At 43.0% G+C, this 18,830-nt stretch carries 15 protein-coding genes; 9 read left to right on the plus strand and 6 right to left on the minus strand.

Annotated features, from left to right (window positions below):
* Positions 1-59: 59 nt before the first annotated feature.
* The 5 genes from R2Q77_RS18990 to R2Q77_RS19010 all read left to right on the plus strand — a co-directional run bounded on the left by R2Q77_RS18990 (position 60) and on the right by R2Q77_RS19010 (position 8,306).
* A complete protein-coding gene (locus tag R2Q77_RS18990; RefSeq protein ID WP_316805293.1) occupies positions 60-4,433 on the plus strand; it encodes a CusA/CzcA family heavy metal efflux RND transporter in 4,374 nt (1,457 codons plus the stop codon).
* A 161-nt stretch (positions 4,434-4,594) separates the two neighbouring features.
* Positions 4,595-5,635, plus strand: a complete 1,041-nt coding sequence (locus tag R2Q77_RS18995; RefSeq protein ID WP_316805294.1) for an efflux RND transporter periplasmic adaptor subunit — start codon at positions 4,595-4,597, stop codon at positions 5,633-5,635.
* Between the two features lies 1 nt (position 5,636).
* On the plus strand, positions 5,637-6,050 hold the full coding sequence (locus tag R2Q77_RS19000) for a Fur family transcriptional regulator (RefSeq protein ID WP_316805295.1): 414 nt from the start codon (positions 5,637-5,639) through the stop codon (positions 6,048-6,050).
* Positions 6,051-6,105: 55 nt separating this feature from the next.
* Complete coding sequence (locus tag R2Q77_RS19005; RefSeq protein ID WP_316805296.1) at positions 6,106-6,282, plus strand: hypothetical protein; 177 nt, start codon at positions 6,106-6,108, stop codon at positions 6,280-6,282.
* A 17-nt stretch (positions 6,283-6,299) separates the two neighbouring features.
* Complete coding sequence (locus tag R2Q77_RS19010) at positions 6,300-8,306, plus strand: heavy metal translocating P-type ATPase (RefSeq protein WP_316805297.1); 2,007 nt, start codon at positions 6,300-6,302, stop codon at positions 8,304-8,306.
* 977 nt (positions 8,307-9,283) lie between these two features.
* On the opposite strand, the gene R2Q77_RS19015 is transcribed toward R2Q77_RS19010, so the two are convergent.
* The 6 genes from R2Q77_RS19015 to R2Q77_RS19040 form a co-directional block, all read right to left on the minus strand.
* On the minus strand, positions 9,284-11,839 hold the full coding sequence (locus tag R2Q77_RS19015) for a heavy metal translocating P-type ATPase (protein WP_316786653.1): 2,556 nt from the start codon (positions 11,837-11,839) through the stop codon (positions 9,284-9,286).
* Between the two features lie 20 nt (positions 11,840-11,859).
* A complete protein-coding gene (locus R2Q77_RS19020) occupies positions 11,860-14,601 on the minus strand; it encodes a multicopper oxidase domain-containing protein (RefSeq protein WP_410479312.1) in 2,742 nt (913 codons plus the stop codon).
* Positions 14,602-14,624: 23 nt separating this feature from the next.
* Positions 14,625-15,092: a heme-binding domain-containing protein gene (locus R2Q77_RS19025; RefSeq protein ID WP_316786656.1), complete on the minus strand. Its 468-nt coding sequence runs from the start codon at positions 15,090-15,092 to the stop codon at positions 14,625-14,627.
* 1 nt (position 15,093) lies between these two features.
* Complete coding sequence (locus tag R2Q77_RS19030; RefSeq protein ID WP_316786657.1) at positions 15,094-15,660, minus strand: DUF3347 domain-containing protein; 567 nt, start codon at positions 15,658-15,660, stop codon at positions 15,094-15,096.
* Between the two features lie 66 nt (positions 15,661-15,726).
* The gene (locus tag R2Q77_RS19035) at positions 15,727-16,209 is read right to left on the minus strand and encodes a DUF3347 domain-containing protein (protein WP_316805299.1); all 483 of its coding nucleotides are present in this window, start codon (positions 16,207-16,209) and stop codon (positions 15,727-15,729) included.
* Positions 16,210-16,286: 77 nt separating this feature from the next.
* The gene (locus R2Q77_RS19040; protein WP_316786659.1) at positions 16,287-16,766 is read right to left on the minus strand and encodes an HYC_CC_PP family protein; all 480 of its coding nucleotides are present in this window, start codon (positions 16,764-16,766) and stop codon (positions 16,287-16,289) included.
* A 286-nt stretch (positions 16,767-17,052) separates the two neighbouring features.
* Between R2Q77_RS19040 and R2Q77_RS19045 the strand changes: the two genes are divergently transcribed.
* Genes R2Q77_RS19045 through R2Q77_RS19060 form a run of 4 tightly spaced genes read left to right on the plus strand, consistent with a single transcriptional unit; the run spans position 17,053 to position 18,827 of the window.
* The gene (locus R2Q77_RS19045) at positions 17,053-17,382 is read left to right on the plus strand and encodes a metalloregulator ArsR/SmtB family transcription factor (protein ID WP_316786660.1); all 330 of its coding nucleotides are present in this window, start codon (positions 17,053-17,055) and stop codon (positions 17,380-17,382) included.
* 56 nt (positions 17,383-17,438) lie between these two features.
* Positions 17,439-17,906, plus strand: coding sequence for a DUF6428 family protein (locus R2Q77_RS19050; RefSeq protein WP_316805300.1), 468 nt, complete (start codon positions 17,439-17,441; stop codon positions 17,904-17,906).
* 9 nt (positions 17,907-17,915) lie between these two features.
* Positions 17,916-18,401, plus strand: a complete 486-nt coding sequence (locus tag R2Q77_RS19055; RefSeq protein WP_316786664.1) for an N-acetyltransferase family protein — start codon at positions 17,916-17,918, stop codon at positions 18,399-18,401.
* Positions 18,402-18,407: 6 nt separating this feature from the next.
* Positions 18,408-18,827 carry an arsenate reductase ArsC gene (locus tag R2Q77_RS19060; RefSeq protein ID WP_316786666.1) on the plus strand — a complete coding sequence of 140 codons (420 nt, stop codon included), beginning with the start codon at positions 18,408-18,410 and terminating at the stop codon, positions 18,825-18,827.
* Positions 18,828-18,830: the final 3 nt, after the last annotated feature.

Genomic DNA, 18,830 nt, shown 5'->3' on the forward strand with positions numbered 1-18,830 from the left:
TAAATTTTTGCCGCCAATTGATTGGACGGTAATTCTGTACGTATTAAATTTCATATTTCATGTTTGATAAAATCATATCGTTCTCCATAAAGAACAAAATAACGATAGGGCTGGCTACCCTGGCGCTTATCCTTGTCGGGATATATTCTGCCTACCACCTACCCATTGATGCCCAGCCCGACATTACGAACAATCAGGTTCAAATTATAACCCAAGCCCCCAGTCTTGGCGCACAGGAAATTGAACAGTTTATCACTGCGCCAATAGAACTGGCAATGGCCAATATCTCGGGGATCGTAGAAAAACGTTCCATCTCTCGGTCTGGGATATCTGTGATCACCATTGTATTCCATGACAACATCGATATCTATTGGGCAAGATCACAGGTAAATGCACAGCTAAAGGAAGCTGAAAATTCAATCCCAAAGGGATTGGGCGAACCTATGCTTGCACCGATCACAACGGGACTTGGCGAAATCTACCAATATGTGATACATGCCAAGAAAGGCTACGAAGAAAAATATACAGCGACCGACCTGCGTACCCTGCAGGATTGGCTGGTGCGGACACAGCTTGCCGGAACCGTTGGGGTTGCCGAGGTGAGTGGATGGGGCGGCTATGTAAAGCAATATGAAATTGCCCTGGATAACGATAAGCTGAACTCGCTGGGCCTTACCATTCCAGAAGTTTATGAAGCCCTTGAAAAAAACAACGAAAATACTGGTGGCTCCTATATAGAGCAGCAACAGAATGCCTATTTTATCCGTGGCCTAGGACAGGTTCAGAACTTGGACGACATCAGAAAAATAGTAGTCAAAAACCGCAATGGTTCGCCAATATTGGTTCGTGACGTTGCTATCGTACAATTTGGAAGTGCCACTAGGTATGGTGCTGTAACACGGAACGGAGAAGGAGAAGTTGTAGCTGGTGTGACCCTCATGTTAAAGGGAGAGAATTTTAGCGAGGTTATCCAGAACGTAAAGGACAGGATGGCACAGGTACAGAAATCATTGCCCGAGGGCGTGGTAATCGAACCCTTCATTGACCGGACAGAACTGGTGGGCAGGGCAATTGGAACGGTTAAACAGAATTTGCTTGAAGGTGCACTGATCGTAGTCTTCGTACTGGTGCTGCTGCTAGGAAACTGGCGAGCAGGACTTGTGGTAGCCTCGGTTATTCCTTTGGCGATGCTTTTTGCATTTTCCATGATGCAGCTGTTCGGTATTTCCGGAAACCTGATGAGCTTGGGAGCAATTGACTTTGGGCTGATCGTTGATGGTGCGGTAATCATTGTGGAAAGCGTGGTGCATCACATTACCACAGGACGATACCGAAAGGAAGGCATATTGAAACTTACTTCTGCACAGATGGATGTTGAGGTAAGGGACAGTGCCAGCAAACTGATGAAATCTGCCGCATTCGGACAGATCATTATCCTGATCGTGTATCTTCCCTTATTGTCATTGATCGGCATAGAGGGAAAGATGTTTAAACCAATGGCACAGACAGTGGCCTTTGCCATACTCGGGGCATTTATTCTTTCGCTAACCTATGTGCCAATGGCGAGTGCGCTCTTTTTGAGCAAGAACACTGCGCCCAAAAGAAATATTTCCGATAGGCTGATTGAGTTCCTGCAAAGAATTTATCAAAGCGCACTTATTAGAATTCTGAAAATCAAAAAAATAACGGTTGCCATTGTAATTGCAGTTTTTGCCCTTGCGATATGGGCATTTTCCAATATGGGTGGAGAGTTTATCCCGACGCTGGAAGAAGGTGACCTTACCGTAGAAATCTCGATGATGCAGGGAACCTCACTTTCCGAAGTGGTAAAGATCTTTGGAAAGGCAGAAAAATTGCTTAAAGATAAATTCCCGGAAATCAAGCAGGCAGTTACCCGTATCGGGAGTTCTGAAATCCCAACCGATCCAATGCCAATGGAAAAAGGTGACATGATGCTCTCCATGAAGCCAAAAGATGAGTGGACTTCAGCCAGAACAAGGGAAGAGCTCATGGAAAAGATGGAAGAAGAACTTGCCATTATTCCAGGAATAAGCGTAGAAATATCCCAGCCCATGCAGATGCGCTTTAATGAGCTGATGACAGGTATCAGGCAGGATGTGGCCATTAAGATCTATGGCAGCGACCTTGATATTCTTGCCCTGCAAGCCAACAAAATTGCAAAACTGATCGCTCCAGTTGCAGGGGTAAACGAGCCCTATATTGAAAAGGTAAATGGATTGCCACAAATCCAGGTTACCTATAACAGGGATGCAATGGCTCAATATGGACTAAATATCCAAGATGTGAACATCATTCTAAAAACAGCCTTCGCCGGCAATGTGGCAGGGGTGGTTTTTGAAGGCGAAAAGCGTTTCGATATGGTGGTAAGATTAAATCGTGATCTGAGGGAAAATATATCGGGCGTAGAAAACCTGTTGATTCCGTTGCCATCTGGAAACAAAGTACCTTTAAACCAAGTGGCTACTGTTGAATTTAAGGATGCACCAGCACAGGTTTCCCGTGAAGGCGGTAATAGGAGAATATACGTTGGCTTTAATGTAAAAGGTCGTGATATCGAAACTACGGTAAAAGAAATACAGGCAAAATTGGATAAAGAGCTTAAGCTGCCCAGTGGTTACTATACCACTTACGGTGGGCAATTTCAAAACCTGCAAGCGGCCAAAGAAAGATTATCCATAGCCGTACCAGCTGCCCTAATTTTAATCCTATTACTACTTTATGTAACCTTTAGATCGGTAAAGGATAGCCTTTTGATATTCACTGCTGTTCCACTTGCTTCAATGGGTGGCATTGCTGCACTGCTTCTTAGGGGAATGCCTTTTAGTATTTCTGCCGGTGTTGGTTTCATTGCACTTTTTGGAGTTGCGGTACTGAATGGGATTGTACTGATCGGTTACTTTAACCAGCTAAGGGACGAGGGGATGAGCGACATTTACCAAAGGGTAATGGAAGGAACAAAAACAAGGCTACGGCCTGTACTGATGACAGCCTGTGTGGCATCATTAGGGTTTTTGCCCATGGCATTGTCATCCAGTGCTGGTGCAGAAGTGCAAAAACCACTGGCCACGGTTGTGATCGGTGGACTGATAACCGCAACCCTGCTCACACTTTTTGTACTGCCATGTCTATATCTTTTATTTAACAGAAAGGAAACGATCAAAGTGAAAGTTCCAAAACCGATTGCAGTTATTTTATTGATTGGTGCTTTGATTTTTGCCCAGTCAGCTAATGCAAATGCACAACAAACTAAGCTTACACTGGACAGTGCCATTGCAAAGGCTTTGAAAAATAACCTACAAATCCGCACTTCAAGACTCTCGATAGAACAGGCCAAGGCGCTTCAGAAATCTGGTGTCGATATTCCCAAAACCGAACTGCTTTTGACCCAAGATCCAACAAGTGGAGGTAACATGGATAATTCCTTTGGGATTACCCAGAATATTGCCTGGCCCGGTCTATATAAAAACAATAAAAAGCTGCTGAACCAGCAAACGATATTAGCGGAAAGAAACAGCGGATCCGTTCAGACCGAGATTATCCGTAATGTTCGCATTGCCTGGTATAGCTATCTGTTGAACAGAGAAACCCTTCGTGTGCTAAATTACCAGGATAGCGTCTATAGCAGTTTCGTTAAAAAGGCCGAGATAAGGTGGAAAACGGGCGAAACTTCTAAACTTGAGCTGATCAGTGCCACGACCAAGTTCCAGGAAGTGCAGGCATTGAAAGCAAATGCGGAAGCAGAACTCAGCAATAGCGAAGCAGTCCTAAAACAGTTGTTGAATATTTCTGAACCTTTGAAGATAGCCGAAAGCGGTCTTACCATGCAACCAATTAATGAAAAAGAAAATACCGACCTTTCGTCAAATGCGCAGGCCCTGGTCGAGCTGCAGAACATAGAAGTTGCGGATGCGAGGTTAGCAGTAGAAAAATCCAAATCGCTCCCCGACTTTTCACTCGGCTACAGCCAACAGCTCATTATTTCTGGTTTCAATCCCGCAGGCATTTCCAGAACCTATTCCCCAGGAACTCGCATAGCAGGTTTTCAGATCGGTGTTGCAGTTCCAATCTTCAATGGTGCTGGCCGCTCTAGGGTAAGGGCAGAAAAGATAGCCATAGAGGTGGCCAGATCAAATTATGAGAGCCAAAAATCTCAAGTTGAACTCGCCTATGAGCAGGAACAGCAACATTATCTGACATTTAAAAAGCTTGTCGATTATTATACTAATTCTGGGATCAAGCTTGCGGATGAACAGTCTAGGATCGCACAGGTATCGTTCAATCTTGGAGAGATCGGTTATGTGGAATACATACAGCACATCTCTGGTTCTGTCCAAACCAAACTGGCCTATCTCGAAGCGTTAAGCCAGCTCAATCAATCTGCAATCCAATTACAATATCTAAAAGGAAATTAATCATGCATACGTTCAAATTTAAATATATAGCACTATCTACCCTGTTAAGCTTAGGCCTGATGCTGGGCTGTTCTGGCGACAAGTCAAGCGAAACAAAAACTGAATCCCCTACAGAAGAAGCAAATCCAGCCGAAGGAGGGCTTGAACTCACTACCGCCCAGATGAAAACCGTGGGAATAGAAATTGGCAGCATCGAAGACCGGAACTTGGATGCCGTTGTAAAGGCCAATGGCCAGTTAGAGGTACCGCCGCAGAACAAGGCTGACGTTAGTATCCTTTCTGGAGGCATCATTACACGTATAAACGTGCTGGAAGGACAACAGGTAAGAAAGGGGCAGGTTTTGGCAACAATAAACAATCAGGATTTGATCAAGATCCAACAAGATTATCTATCTAGCAAAAATAGTTTTACCTATGTGCAGGCAGAATATGAGCGCCAAAAACAGTTAAAGGATGCTGGTGCAGGAACAGGAAAGTCTTTTCAGTCAGCAGAGGCTACCTATAATGCAGAAAAATCTAAGCTCATGGCCTATGAAAGCCAGCTCAGCCAACTTGGCGTTTCTCCATCCAGTATTGCAAAGGGAAAGATCATTTCACAGTTTCCTGTGATTTCACCAATCAATGGTACGGTTGGACAGATTACAGCAAATACAGGTGCATTCGTTCAACCTGGAACCTCGATTATGGAAGTGGTCGATAATTCAAAGATACACTGCGACCTTACTGTTTTCGAAAAAGATTTGATGGCGGTAAAAATTGGACAAAAAGTAAGCTTCCAATTGACCAACCAGGGCAATCAGGTAATAACCGGAAAGATCAACGGGATCAACAAATCTTTCCAGAACGAGACCAAAGGTGTAATCGTTCATGCGGTAATCGATAATGCGACCAAAAAGAACCTTATACCAGGGATGTACGTAACGGCATTGATCAGTACGGGCAGCCAGATGACGCCATCGTTACCCGTTGAGGCTATTGTCCGCTCGGGAGGCAAACAGTATATTTTCATTGTTTCCGACGATAATAAGGATTCAAAGACGGGTACATTCCGTTTTGTGAAAGCTGAAGTGAAAGCCGGCGTTTCAGAACTTGGCTATATTCAGGTTACGCCTTTGGAAGAATTGCCGAAAAATACAAAAGTGGTAACTAAGGGTGCATTTTATCTGGAATCTAAAGGTGCTGGTGGAGCGGAGGAAGAGTAAAATGAAAGAGCTTGAGCAACGACTTATTGATAAACAAATCAATCCAACCGCTATGCGCTTGGTAGTCCTGGATTTTTTGCTTGGCCAATCTTCAGCCCAGAGCCTGACCGATATGGAACTGAAAATGGTTCGTACCGATAGGGTAACACTTTATCGAACGATTAGGACTTTTGAAGAAAACGGAATAGTTCATCGTATTGAAGATGGAAGTGGAATAACAAAATTTGCACTTTGTTCAGCTGGATGCGACGTAGAGGGACATCACGATCTTCATTTACATTTTTATTGTACGGTATGTAAGCAGACCCATTGTTTGCCAAAAACTATTATTCCAGAAATCAGCTTGCCCGAAGGATATCAATCTTTGGAAACCCAATTGATGGTCAGGGGAATCTGCAGAGACTGTGGAATTTGAAGTTTGCAATACGATTGCAATCGAACTGGGCCTAGATTTGTTATAAATAAAAAATATGAATAGTCAATTTGAAAATATCGAACTACAATTGAAAGATCTTAGGCCTGCCGTTAAGGAAAAGGCATTGGAAATTTTAAATGCGATGCCAGCTGAAACCAAGTCAGATCAGAAATCGGCAATAAAAAAAGCGATCGAGCAGGCAGAAAATTGGTTCATGGATTCTGAAGGGTAAACATTAAAAATATTATTATGAAAGATTGTTGCGATAACGACGATAAAAAAAAGCCAAAAACAGTACATCCAGTAAGGGATTCAAAAGCTTCGCCAAAAAAAGCGAAAGCCGAACATTCTAATGAAGAGGAAGAGGAGGGGCATGACCACGGGCATGCAGACCCCAGCCAGCCGCAATGGAAACAGCATCTGGGGTTGTTGATAGGGCTTTTTATATTGGTCTGTGTGCTGGTTGCAGATTACGGTTTTGGTATCAAGCTTTCCAAATGGGTTTCCCTTGGCGTAAATAGTGCGGCATTCATATTAGCTGGTTGGGGCGTGCTCAAGCTTGCATTCAGAAAAGCAATCAGGGGCGATTTCTTTAATGAGTTCGTGCTGATGAGCGTTGCCACTTTGGGAGCTTTCTATATCGGCGAATATTCGGAGGGCGTAGCGGTTATGGTATTTTATTCCATTGGAGAATGGTTCCAGGATTCTGCGGTGGACAGGGCAACGGCAAGTATCAAAGCGCTTTTGGATATTAGGCCAGACGAGGTAACGGTAATCAGGGATGGAAAAGCACAGGTTATCCCCTCTGCTGAGGTTGAACTTGAAGAAACGATACAGGTCAAGGCTGGGGAAAAGGTGGCGCTTGATGGTGAACTTTTATCGGATAAGGGTTCTTTCAATACTGCGGCACTAACGGGTGAAAGTCGGCCCGATAGCAAATACAAGGGTGAAGCTGTTCTTGCAGGAATGATCAATCTGAACACCGTTTCAGAAGTTAAGGTAACGGCATTATTCAAGGACAGTAAACTCAGCAAAATACTGGAGCTGGTACAGGATGCTTCTTCCCGTAAATCCCAGACCCAGCTTTTTATTTCAAAATTTGCGAAGATCTACACGCCTATTGTATTCTTTTTGGCATTGGCGCTGGCACTTGTTCCCTATTTAGTGGTAGAGAACTATGTATTCAATGACTGGCTGTACCGCGCTTTGGTTTTCTTGGTGATCAGTTGCCCGTGTGCGCTGGTGGTCTCTATTCCGCTTGGATATTTTGGTGGGATTGGACTGGCCTCTAAAAATGGAATCCTGTTCAAAGGAGGAAACTTTCTAGATGTAATGACAAAGATCAATACCATCGTGATGGATAAGACAGGAACATTGACCAAAGGTGTATTCAAGGTGCAAAAGGTAGTCCCAGTTGGGTTTACAGAAAAACAATTAGTGAAATTGGTGGCGGTACTGGAAAAGAATTCCACCCACCCGGTAGGGCAGGCAATTATTGAATATGCAGGAAAAGCAGCAGATGGTGAAAAGGCTACGGGTGTGGAAGAGATATCAGGGCATGGGTTAAAGGGCAAAGTAGATGGCAAGGATGTATTGGCCGGAAACCTGAAGCTTTTAAAGAAATACAAGATCGATTACCCAAAGGAAACAGAAGAGATTGTAGAAACGATTGTTGTCGTTGCTGTAGACAAAAAATACGCTGGTTATATCACCATTGCTGATGAAATCAAGGAAGATGCTGCCGAAGCAATTAAACAGATGCATTCATTAAATATAAGAACAGTTATGCTTTCTGGAGACAAACAGGCAGTGGTTGATTACGTAGCGAAAAAACTGGGTATCGATAAAGCATTTGGAGATTTATTACCAGAAGGTAAAGTTGAAAAAGTAGAGGCACTAATTAAGGAAGGAAGACATATTGCATTTGTTGGGGATGGGGTCAATGATGCTCCAGTTATTGCCCTTGCTGATGCAGGTATTGCAATGGGCGGGCTGGGCAGTGATGCGGCAATCGAAACCGCTGATATTGTGATCCAGAACGACCAGATTTTAAAGATTGTATCTGCATTGAAAATTGGAAAATTAACACGCAATATTGTTTGGCAAAATATTATCCTAGCCATGGCGGTGAAAGTGGCAGTGCTATCATTGGGAGCTTTTGGCGTTGCCAATTTATGGGAAGCAGTTATTGCCGATGTGGGGGTTGCATTCCTTGCGATACTGAATGCAATAAGGATTCAAAAGAAAAAGATCTGATCACGCGAAGCTGTGCATAAAAAAACTATCAGATCATTGAAGCAGAAAGCCAAAAGAAAGCGTTCAACAGCCTATATGATAAAAAAGGTATTCTTTTGGATCATGTGGATTGTACTTGGTGCTGCGGCCGTTATGAAACTTTTGCATGTGTTTAATATGCATGTTTTTAATTAACAGCGTATCCTTGGAAGCTTGTTTTTTATGATGATGGAATAATAGACAAAATAAAAGAAGCCGGGAATTTTAAATCCCGGCTTCCTGTTCCTATTTACAGGTCTTTTTGCATTCTCCTGATGCCTTACAGGCCTTGCTACAGGTATCCAGGCAATTTGGCTTGCCACAGGTCTTTGAACATTTTGTACAACTGTTCATCTTGCTGTTACAGCAAGGGGTGTTGGCATAAGAAATAGAGGATATAGACGATAGCATCACCATGGTGATGAAAAGAAATTTTTTCATGATCTTGATTTTAAATGATTAATAATATTTACCTACAGGTAGATGTACTGAAGTTATTATTAAACTTTTGGAGGATGCCAGCCAATCTGCGGATAGCCTGTGACGATACCGATAGTCGAGAATAGAATAGGTTTGTCCGTAGCTAAGTCAATCTGATCCAGTAATAACAATTGTTCTGTAACGACGAAACCGCAACGGCCACAGGAGGCCATTCTATTGCAAGCCTTGCTATCGCAACCCTTATCCTGCTGTGTGTGTTTCCCATGATTACAGGAAACTCCCTTACAGCAAGCTGCAATCGAAGTCGATTGCGTAACGCTTCCATTTCCCTGAAGGGAAGAAAGGAACAATAGACAAGCTGCCAGAAAATAAGCGATCGGCTTCATAATACAAATAACGTAATTTCAGATTGATAAGTTTCCATTTCTATCAAATTATTGATGGCTCATTGTAATTATGACAAAAGCAGGTGAACTGGATCCAAAACAAAAGCATGTGCTTAAAAGTGATGTCATGGCTTATTGATCCAGCTTTGCAGTTCTCAGGCGTAGGGAATTCAGAATGACAGAAACAGAACTAAGACTCATGGCAAGTGCAGCTATCATTGGTGATAGTAAAATTCCAAAAAATGGATATAGAAGTCCAGCGGCCACAGGTATCCCCAATACATTATATCCAAGGGCGAAATAGAGATTTCCCTTAATATTACCCATTACTTTGTGGCTTAACAATCGTGCTTTTGCAATCCCATTCAAATCTCCCTTTACAAGGGTAATTGCAGCACTTTCAATAGCAACATCGGTTCCTGTCCCCATAGCGATACCAATATCTGCCTGCGACAATGCTGGGGCATCATTAATGCCATCGCCAGCCATAGCTACCTTTTTTCCTTGGGCCTGTAGTTTTTTGATTTCGTTCAATTTATCCTCTGGCAGCATCCCAGCTTTGAAGCCATCTAAATTCAAGGTTCCGCTAACTGCCCTTGCAGTATCCTCATTGTCGCCAGTAAACATAATTACCTCCAAGCCTTCATCCTGAAGTTTTTTGATAGCGGTTGCACTGGATGCTTTGATTTTATCAGAGATTACCACAAAACCAACAGCTTTATTTCCAACGGCTAAATAAGAGACCGTCTTGCCTTGTTTTTGGGCAGCTTTGACCTGCTCTTGCAATTCGGGATCAATTTTAGCCTTAACGTGTTCCATTAATTTCTGATTACCCAAAGCAAGTTTTTCCTCCTTCAATGTGCCAGTTACACCTTTGCCGGTTACCGCTTCAAAATTTGAAATTGGTTGAGCCTTTACTTTGTTTTCTTCTCCGTAACGTAATGTTGCCTGCGCTAAAGGATGTTCACTGCTACTATTTAGCGACACTATTCTTTCAAGGACTTCCTTTTCATCAAAATCCGGATTTACACTAACAACGCTTTCAACTGAAGGTTTTCCTTCGGTAACCGTCCCTGTTTTGTCAATGATCACTACATCAATGGCGTTCATTTTTTCAAGGGATTCCGCATTCTTGATCAATATGCCAGACTGGGCGCCTTTACCAACACCAACCATTATAGACATTGGCGTAGCGAGACCCAGTGCGCATGGACAGGCAATGATCAATACGGCAATGGCATTTACAAAGGCGTATACATAAGAAGGTTCAGGCCCATAGATTGCCCATACGATGAACGTTACTATGGCAATCAATACCACCACAGGCACAAAATATCCCGAAATCCTATCGGCCATTTTTTGGATAGGTGCTTTTGAACGACTAGCGGAATTAACCATTTCAATGATCTGGGAAAGCAGGGTTTCCGAGCCTACCTTTTCGGCAAGCATGACAAAGGTCTTGTTGCCATTGATGGTTCCTGAACTGATTTTGTCCCCAACCTTTTTCTCGACCGGAATAGGTTCTCCAGAGATCATGGATTCGTCTATGACGGCTTCTCCTGTTTTGATACTGCCATCGACAGGTATTTTTTCACCGGGCTTTACCCTGAGCAGGTCTCCCTTTTGGATGTCATCTATGGAAACAATTGTCTCTTTGTCCCCTACAATCCTTGTGGCTGTATTTGGTGCCAATTTCAATAATTCTTTAATGGCGCTATTGGTCTTGCCATGCGCACGAGCTTCTAAAAGCTGGCCGAGCAAGACCAAAGTCAAGATCACGGTTGCCGCTTCAAAATAAACATAGACGGTACCATCATGGGTCTTGAACTGGTCTGGAAAAATATCGGGAAAAAGCAGGGCCACAAGGCTAAATAGCCAAGCGACCCCCGCACCAATTCCAATTAATGTAAACATATTTAACTTCCAGGTGACCATCGATTGCCATGCACGCTCAAAGAACACCCATGTTGCATAAAAAACCACCGGCATAGAAAAGACGAATTGAACCCAGTTCCAATATTTCAGTTCCATTAACTTAAAGATCGGATTACCGGGTATCATTTCTGACATTGCGATTAAAAAAATGGGAACGGTAAAAATGGTGGCAATCCTAAATTTACGTAACAAGGTCACGTAGGTTTTATCTTCCTCTTCCAAATTAACACCCAGCGGCACCAAATCCATTCCACATATAGGGCATGCACCAGGCTGATCTCTAATGATCTCGGGATGCATAGGACAGGTAAATTGTGTTCTTTGTTTTAATTCAGGTTGCTTTAGTAGATCCATCCCGCAAACTGGGCAATGACCTGGTTTATCATAGGTTTTATCCCCTTCACAATGCATGGGGCAATAGTATACTCCGCTAGTTTCATTTTCATGAGCCTTTAATGGAGCATTATCATGGCGATGATGGACAGAATTAGAATACTCCTGATGCCCGTGATTATGCATTTGTTTATCCTCGGTAATCTTATGCGATCCTGACATTTGGATCGTGTAATTTCCAGCAGCGGAAAGAGTTTCTTGCAATTTTTCGATTGGAATGTGCTTATCCATTGTGATTGTTGCTTCCGCAGTTTCCAAGGTAACCTTTGCAGAAACACCACCAATCCCGTTCAATGCGTTTTCAACCTTTGTTCTACAACCCTGACAGGTCATTCCGGTTATTTTATAAATATGCTTCATAACGTGATGATTTTAATAAGTTAATAGTTTAAGGTTAGTCCGGCACCATAGCCCATGTCACTATCATAGTGGGTAGATAGGCCAAAATATTTGGTAACGATATATCTAAATCCGGCCATATACTCCTTATCTGTATTGACCATAAACTGAAAGCGTAATCTTTTGGAGATTGGTACATCTTCCCGCATCAACTGAAATCTGACGTTCCCTTTGTGATCCACAGAAGCATCTGCGATAATTAACATTGGCAAAGTATATTGTACCCCTAAATGAAATACCTGCCTAAAGTTTTTAGAATTGCTCTGTCCGAAAAGGTTGTTACCTGGTGATAGGGATTGTCCAAAAATATTTTTATCCAATGGATCAATAGTCCTTTTTCTAAAGTCCCAACCCACGTAAGGTAATAGCCATTGATTTCGCCCGATATACCTTCCAAAGTGGCTTTCACTTTCATAGCCCATTTCTTTATCAAAGCCAATTCTCCACTCAGTTGTGAAACGATAGCGGGTATTGGCCAGCATAATTTCACCGTCACTACCATTGGTTTCTATTCCAACCCTTGCCATGGGATGAAATTCCCGGTCATCACTGAACAATTTGCGCTGTGCTAATTTAGGATTTGGGATTTCGGGGTTAGGTGGCGAATTTTCATAGCTGAATACCCTGCCCATACCGCTCATCATGTGGTAAAGAATATGGCAATGGAAAAACCAATCACCTCCGGGTTCCGTAGCAGCAAATTCAATGGTGTCCCTTTCCATCGGCATAATGTCGATAACGTTTTTCATAGGTGCATTTTCACCCTGTTCGTTAACTACCCTAAAATCATGACCGTGAAGGTGCATTGGATGGCGCATCATACTATTGTTAAATAGGATAATCCTTACATTTTCACCTTTTTTAATGAGGATTTTATCGCTTTCAGAAACCGTTTTGTTATCCAAAGACCATACATAACGGTTCATATTCCCGGTAAGGTCAAACTTCAGCTCTTTCCACGGTCCTTTAGGTAAAGTTGTTTTCTTCGGATCACGGAGCATTCCATAGTTTAAAGTAACGATATCCGGGTTATCAGCGGCCATATTCATCCCTGCCATACTTTTATCGTTCGGCATTTGCATACCTGCCATGGCTGCTTTTTTATTCTCTTTTTTTGGCTTCTCTTCTCCCGTCACCTCTGGGTACATGACGGTATTCATATCCATGACCTGGTTTTGCATTTTCATACCTTCCATTTCGATCATGTTGCCACTCATGTCCATCATATCATTCATCATTTTCATTCCGGCAAAGTACTTCAACTTAGGTAGCTTCTGGGCCGGAACTTTTTCTCCCTCGCCCAGCCACAATGATGCCGATTTGGTGCGGTCTTCGGGCGTTACCAAAAATTCGTAGCTCTTATTTTCTGGAATAGTTACTACCACATCATACGTTTCGGATACGGCAATGATCAACCTGTCTACCTCTACGGGCTCTACATCATTTCCATCTGTAGCCACTACGGTGATCTTACCACCGGCATAGGTTAGCCAGAAATAATCGGATGCGCCACCATTGGCTATACGAAGCCTTACTTGGTCGCCTGCTTTAAACTGGGGCTGAACATTTTGGTTCTTGCCGTTGATTAGAAAGGCATCATAATAGACATCACTAACATCCATAGCATTCATGCGCTTCCACTCGTTATTGATTTTGGTTTTGAAGTGTCCTGTCCTGATTGCCTCGGCATAACTTTGGGTCGTTCCTTTTTTAATGGCAAACCAATCATTGGCATTCTTTAAGCTTCTCTGTACCTCTTCTGGTTTCATATCCGTCCATTCACTCAATACTACCGGAAGGGTTGGAATATCCCATTCTTTCCTTTTGTTCATAATGAATGCGCCATACATACCAATCTGCTCCTGCAATCCGCTATGGCTGTGATACCAGTGTGTTCCATTCTGAACGATGGGAAATTTGTAGATATAGGTTGAATGGGGCTTAATAGGCATTTGTGTAAGGAAAGGAACTCCATCCATTTGGTTCGGCAAAAACAGGCCATGCCAGTGCAAAGCTGTCTCCTCATCCAGGTTATTGTGTACGTAGATCAATGCCGTATCACCTTCGGTAAAGGTTAAGGTTGGCATTGGTATCTGTCCGTTTACTGCAATTGCCCGTTTTGTTTTCTTCCCGAATGTTACGGTTGTATCGGCAATGTAAAGATCATAGCGAACTGTTCTGGGCTTTGAACCGTCGGCAATTGTTTTAATTGGGCCAAGGTTCGCCTTTGCCTTTTTGATGTTTGCCATGACCATATCACCACCTCCCATGTCCATGCCGCCCATTCCAGCCATTTTCTCATCTTTGGTTTTCTGGGGCATTTGCATTCCGACATTAACCATTGCATCTGCCTTTGGTTTCTCCTTCACCAGTTTCATGCCACATTTAGGACAGTTTCCAGGTCCAGTCTGATGGACTTCAGGGTGCATGGGACAGGTATAAGATTCTGTTTTTGTAGCCTGATTATTGTTCTGGTCTGCATTTGGCATAGCCATTATTTGCATCTTTTGGGGAGTGCTAGGCTTTTTTGCCAGAGCTATATTTTTAACTGCTACAGGTTTCTTTTTGACCAGGGCCATACCGCATTTGGGACATTTGCCCGGTCCGGCCTTACTAATTTCAGGATGCATTGGGCAGGTGTAGATCTCAGCTTTTGGACTGGCACTTACAGTTTTATGTCCCGAGTGCTGGGCAAGGGCAACCTGAAAGGTACAGATTGCCATTATAAATAGGATTAATTTTTTCATTATCTTTTGTTTTGATTGAGACTGTCCAATGTGCCATCGACCCAGTCCGTCAGTATTTTTTGTTCCCTGTCCGAAAGCTTTGCACTGCGATGGACCAGGGTGTAAGAAGGAAGTGGCATGCTCTGATCCCCGATACGGTTTGCAATGGACTTTAGCTTACTCTGTTTTCTTCGCAGGCTGTAGGTGCTAAATTCATCAAAATTAAGTTCCACCTTCCCTTTATTGACATGCGATCCCATCCACCAACCTATCGGTTGCAGCATGGTATACCATGGGTAGCTGGTCCTATTGCTGTGGCAGTCAAAGCAGGATCTACTAAGGATCTGTCCAGTTTGTTGTGGGACGTTGAACTCCCTTTGAAAATCCCCATGCAAAGGATCGCCCTGGTCATTGCGGGACGGTTGGATAAACTGCAACCCGATAATTAATGCTGCAATCCCGATGAACACCTTACTGCTGTTTTTCATTTTAGTTGAGCTCTTCCTTTAGGCTGCCGCAGTCCTGCATGGCCTTCCCATAATAGGGATTGTGAATTTCCTTGGTCTCACTGATCCAATTACCTCCTTTACCCTTGTTGTACATAGGGCAATTGGCATAATAGAGTTTTTTTCCAGTAGAGTTTCCAGTTTTCAACAGGTCATATATTTCTCCACTGAGGGTTTCAAAATGTTCTCTCTGGTGGCTGATGTTCCCTGCATTGGCTCCGATATGCTCGGCATGTTCCCTGGCATCCGCACTGATATCTGCAAATACCTTTGCCTGTGCCGCAGCAAGGGATAAGGTGTCGATCTTACCAATGGAAACGACAAGGCTCCTGCCTGCTAGGGCTGCCTGCCCATCGTTATCTTGTACAAGGGCATTCTTCAGCTTTAGGTAATCGCTGATGAGGTTTGCAGTTGCATCTTTCTTTGCCGGACTAGACGCGAGCGTACTTTTAGTGGTATCAGATACTTTTTTGTCGGTCGTTTTTGTAGTAGTATTGCATGCAGCAAACAAAAGGCTGGCCATGGCCATACCAAATATGATATTTTTCATTGTTGATTTTTTTGTGGATGTGGGCAACCACCCTTGGGATGTTTTGCCAAGGGTGCAGCCTTTAAGTTAGTTTATGGTCTCTGTTACTTTTCCGCAGGTCAGCATCGAGGACCCATAGAAGGGATTTTTTATGGCCTTTTCACTGCTGATCCAGCTGCTCTTTTTCATCGGACAGTACTGGACATAGATTGGTGCGTCCGAAAGCTTGGCAGATTTGGACAGCGTAATGATACTGCTTGAAAGTGGAGCAAAATGCGCTCTTTGGGAATTAATGTCCTTATCGCCAGAAATCATAGCAACGTGTTTTAGAAGGTCGGATTTGTCCTTATCGCCGATTGTCTTGCTATCCGAACTTTCGATAGCCTTTGTAAGTTCAGCCGATTTTGCCGAAGCAGTTGATGCATCGCCGCTGACTAAGGCATCCTTTAATCCGTAGTAGGAAGCAATGACAGTTGGTGCTTGATGGTGGGTATTATGATCGTTCTGTGCAAAACCTGTTTGCACTAGGGTTGAAGCCATTGCGACAACCAATATTAGTATTTTTTTCATTTCCTTGATTTTTAATGTACATAGATTATCATGTTGATATCAGCGAAGCTGCATCAAAATAAAAAATGGTTAAAAAATCAGATCTGAAAGCTTTGTACCGCAATACGGATATCGGGGATGGGTGGATGGTGGTGCCTTACAAAATAGCTGTTATTCGGTGAATGTATGCCAGTTGCAATGCTGACGAACTGTAAAAAAGCAGGAACAATGGCAACTGGGAAAAGCAAGGGAAGTTTTATGTCGATAGCTTTATTGAGCTGTTTATCTGCATCGACAAATTTCGCAACTTCGTCCTTGCAGCAGTTGTCTTTGGTTGCAGTTTTCTCTTTTGCCGGATGGTCGTGCTGTTCAGCTTTAGCATGTGAATGGCCGTGCTTTTTTGTACCTGGCGGATGGGAATGTTCAGCTATTTGGACAGTGGAATGTCCCAGGTCATGATGTCCCTTATTGAAACCCATGCCTATCCCGAGCGAACAGGCAAAGCCCACCATGGTATTCAAAAGAAAAACGAATGTGAGAAATATGGCTTTTGCTCTAACGGATGGGCGGATCTTCATTTTTTAAAGATTATGGCTGATGTCCTTTATGTCTAACACAAAGATAGCTTTACTATGTTTGATTAAATTTACACAATTTCCACGAAGATTTATATAATTATGGGAAAAATGTTCCATATGATGTCGCATGGGATATGGTAGTCTGTTCTATTTTTAGAATAAAGATAATTATTTTTAAGGTTGAAATTATCCAATTGACAGTCAGTGACATGGGTATGTTAGTGGTTGATTTTTGCAAATAATTTGTGTATGCTACTTATATATCGTAATATTGCAATATAAAATTATGGGACTTACAAAAAGTGAAATATTCACAGATGAACAGAACCGACTTTCAACATTGTTGAAAGCCATTGCGCATCCAGCACGTATCGCAATCCTCCAAAGAATTATCATTTCTAACACCTGTATCTGTGGTGATCTGGTAGGTGAACTTGGACTGGCTCAGGCGACCATTTCGCAGCACCTGAAGGAACTGAAAAATGTCGGGATCATACAGGGCACTATAGAGGGTGTCAGTGTCTGCTACTGTATCAACCCTAAAACGTGGAAGCTTCTGGAAGACCAGCTTGGAGCTTTTCTAGGTTCTTACAAAGGTGAGACAACCTGCTGTTAAACTTTTTTTGCTCGTATCAATCGTTAAATTGCAATAATACTTTAAATATATAAACTATGAAATTATCAGAAATAAAAGAAATTTTAGCAAGCGCGGAAAGTGTGAATTTCCAGTTGGAAGATGGCAGTGCCGTACCTGAACATTTCCATGTTACCGAAGTGGGGATCGTTACAAAGGATTTTATTGACTGTGGCGGCAAGGTGCGCCATGAGAAAGTGGCGAACTTTCAGTTGTGGGATGCCGATGATTATGAGCACCGTTTGAAAGCTGGGAAACTTTTAGGGATCATTTCCCTTTCGGAAAAGGTATTGGGCATGGAGGACTTGGAAATTGAAGTTGAATACCAGTCGAACACTATCGGAAAGTATGACCTTGGCTTTGATGGTACAAACTTTCTGCTTCTTGCAAAACAGACTGCCTGCCTTGCAAAAGAAGCATGTGGTGTGGAAGATGCTCCCAAAAAAGGAATGGTCAATCTTGCGGGTGCAGCAAGCAGTTGTACTCCTGGCGGTGGTTGCTGCTAATTCTCAATTATGGAAATACGAAGTTTAGTGGCTTCCGATTGGGAGGCAGTAAGGTTGATCTACGAAAAGGGCATTGCTACAGGTAATGCTACCTTTCAGACCTCGGCGCCATCATGGGAGGAGTGGGATAGTTCGCATCTTTCTTCGTGCAGAATTGTGGCTGAAGAAAGCGGAAATGTTGCTGGTTGGGCGGCGCTAACGCCTGTATCTTCACGTTGCGTGTATGCAGGAGTTGCGGAAGTTAGCGTGTATATCGACCCTACATTTTCCGGAATGGGCATCGGTCTTTCACTGTTAGATCGTCTTATTGCCTTGAGCGAAGCCGAAGGAATCTGGACATTACAGGCAGGAATTTTTCCCGAAAACATGGCCAGTCTTCGTATCCATGAGAAAGCTGGATTTAGGATACTTGGAACAAGGGAAAGGATCGGCAAGCAGAATGGAGCTTGGCGGGATACGGTACTGTTGGAGAGAAGAAGTAAAATTATCACCTAAATATATATGAAAAAAATATTAGTGCTGTGCACCGGAAATAGTTGCAGAAGCCAAATTGCAGAAGGGTATCTGAGGTTTTATGCAGGAGATCGGGCAGAAATCTATAGTGCAGGAATAGAAACACATGGTGTAAATCCCAAAGCGGTACAGGTGATGGCAGAAGATCATATTGACATTTCAGGTAATACCTCTAACCATGTAGATGAATATTCTAAAATCGACTTCGATATGGTAATAACAGTTTGCGATAATGCCAATGAAGCGTGTCCATTCTTTCCCGGAAAAGTGGAACGTCTTCACCAGAATTTTCCCGATCCTGCAAAGGCTACTGGAACACCAGAAGAAATCATGGACGAGTTCAGAAGGGTGCGTGACCTGATCAAAGCTTTTTCAGCAGATTTTGTAAATCAATATATAAATGAATAAATC

The organism is Pedobacter nototheniae (assembly GCF_032678625.1).
Taxonomy (GTDB): domain Bacteria; phylum Bacteroidota; class Bacteroidia; order Sphingobacteriales; family Sphingobacteriaceae; genus Pedobacter; species Pedobacter nototheniae_A.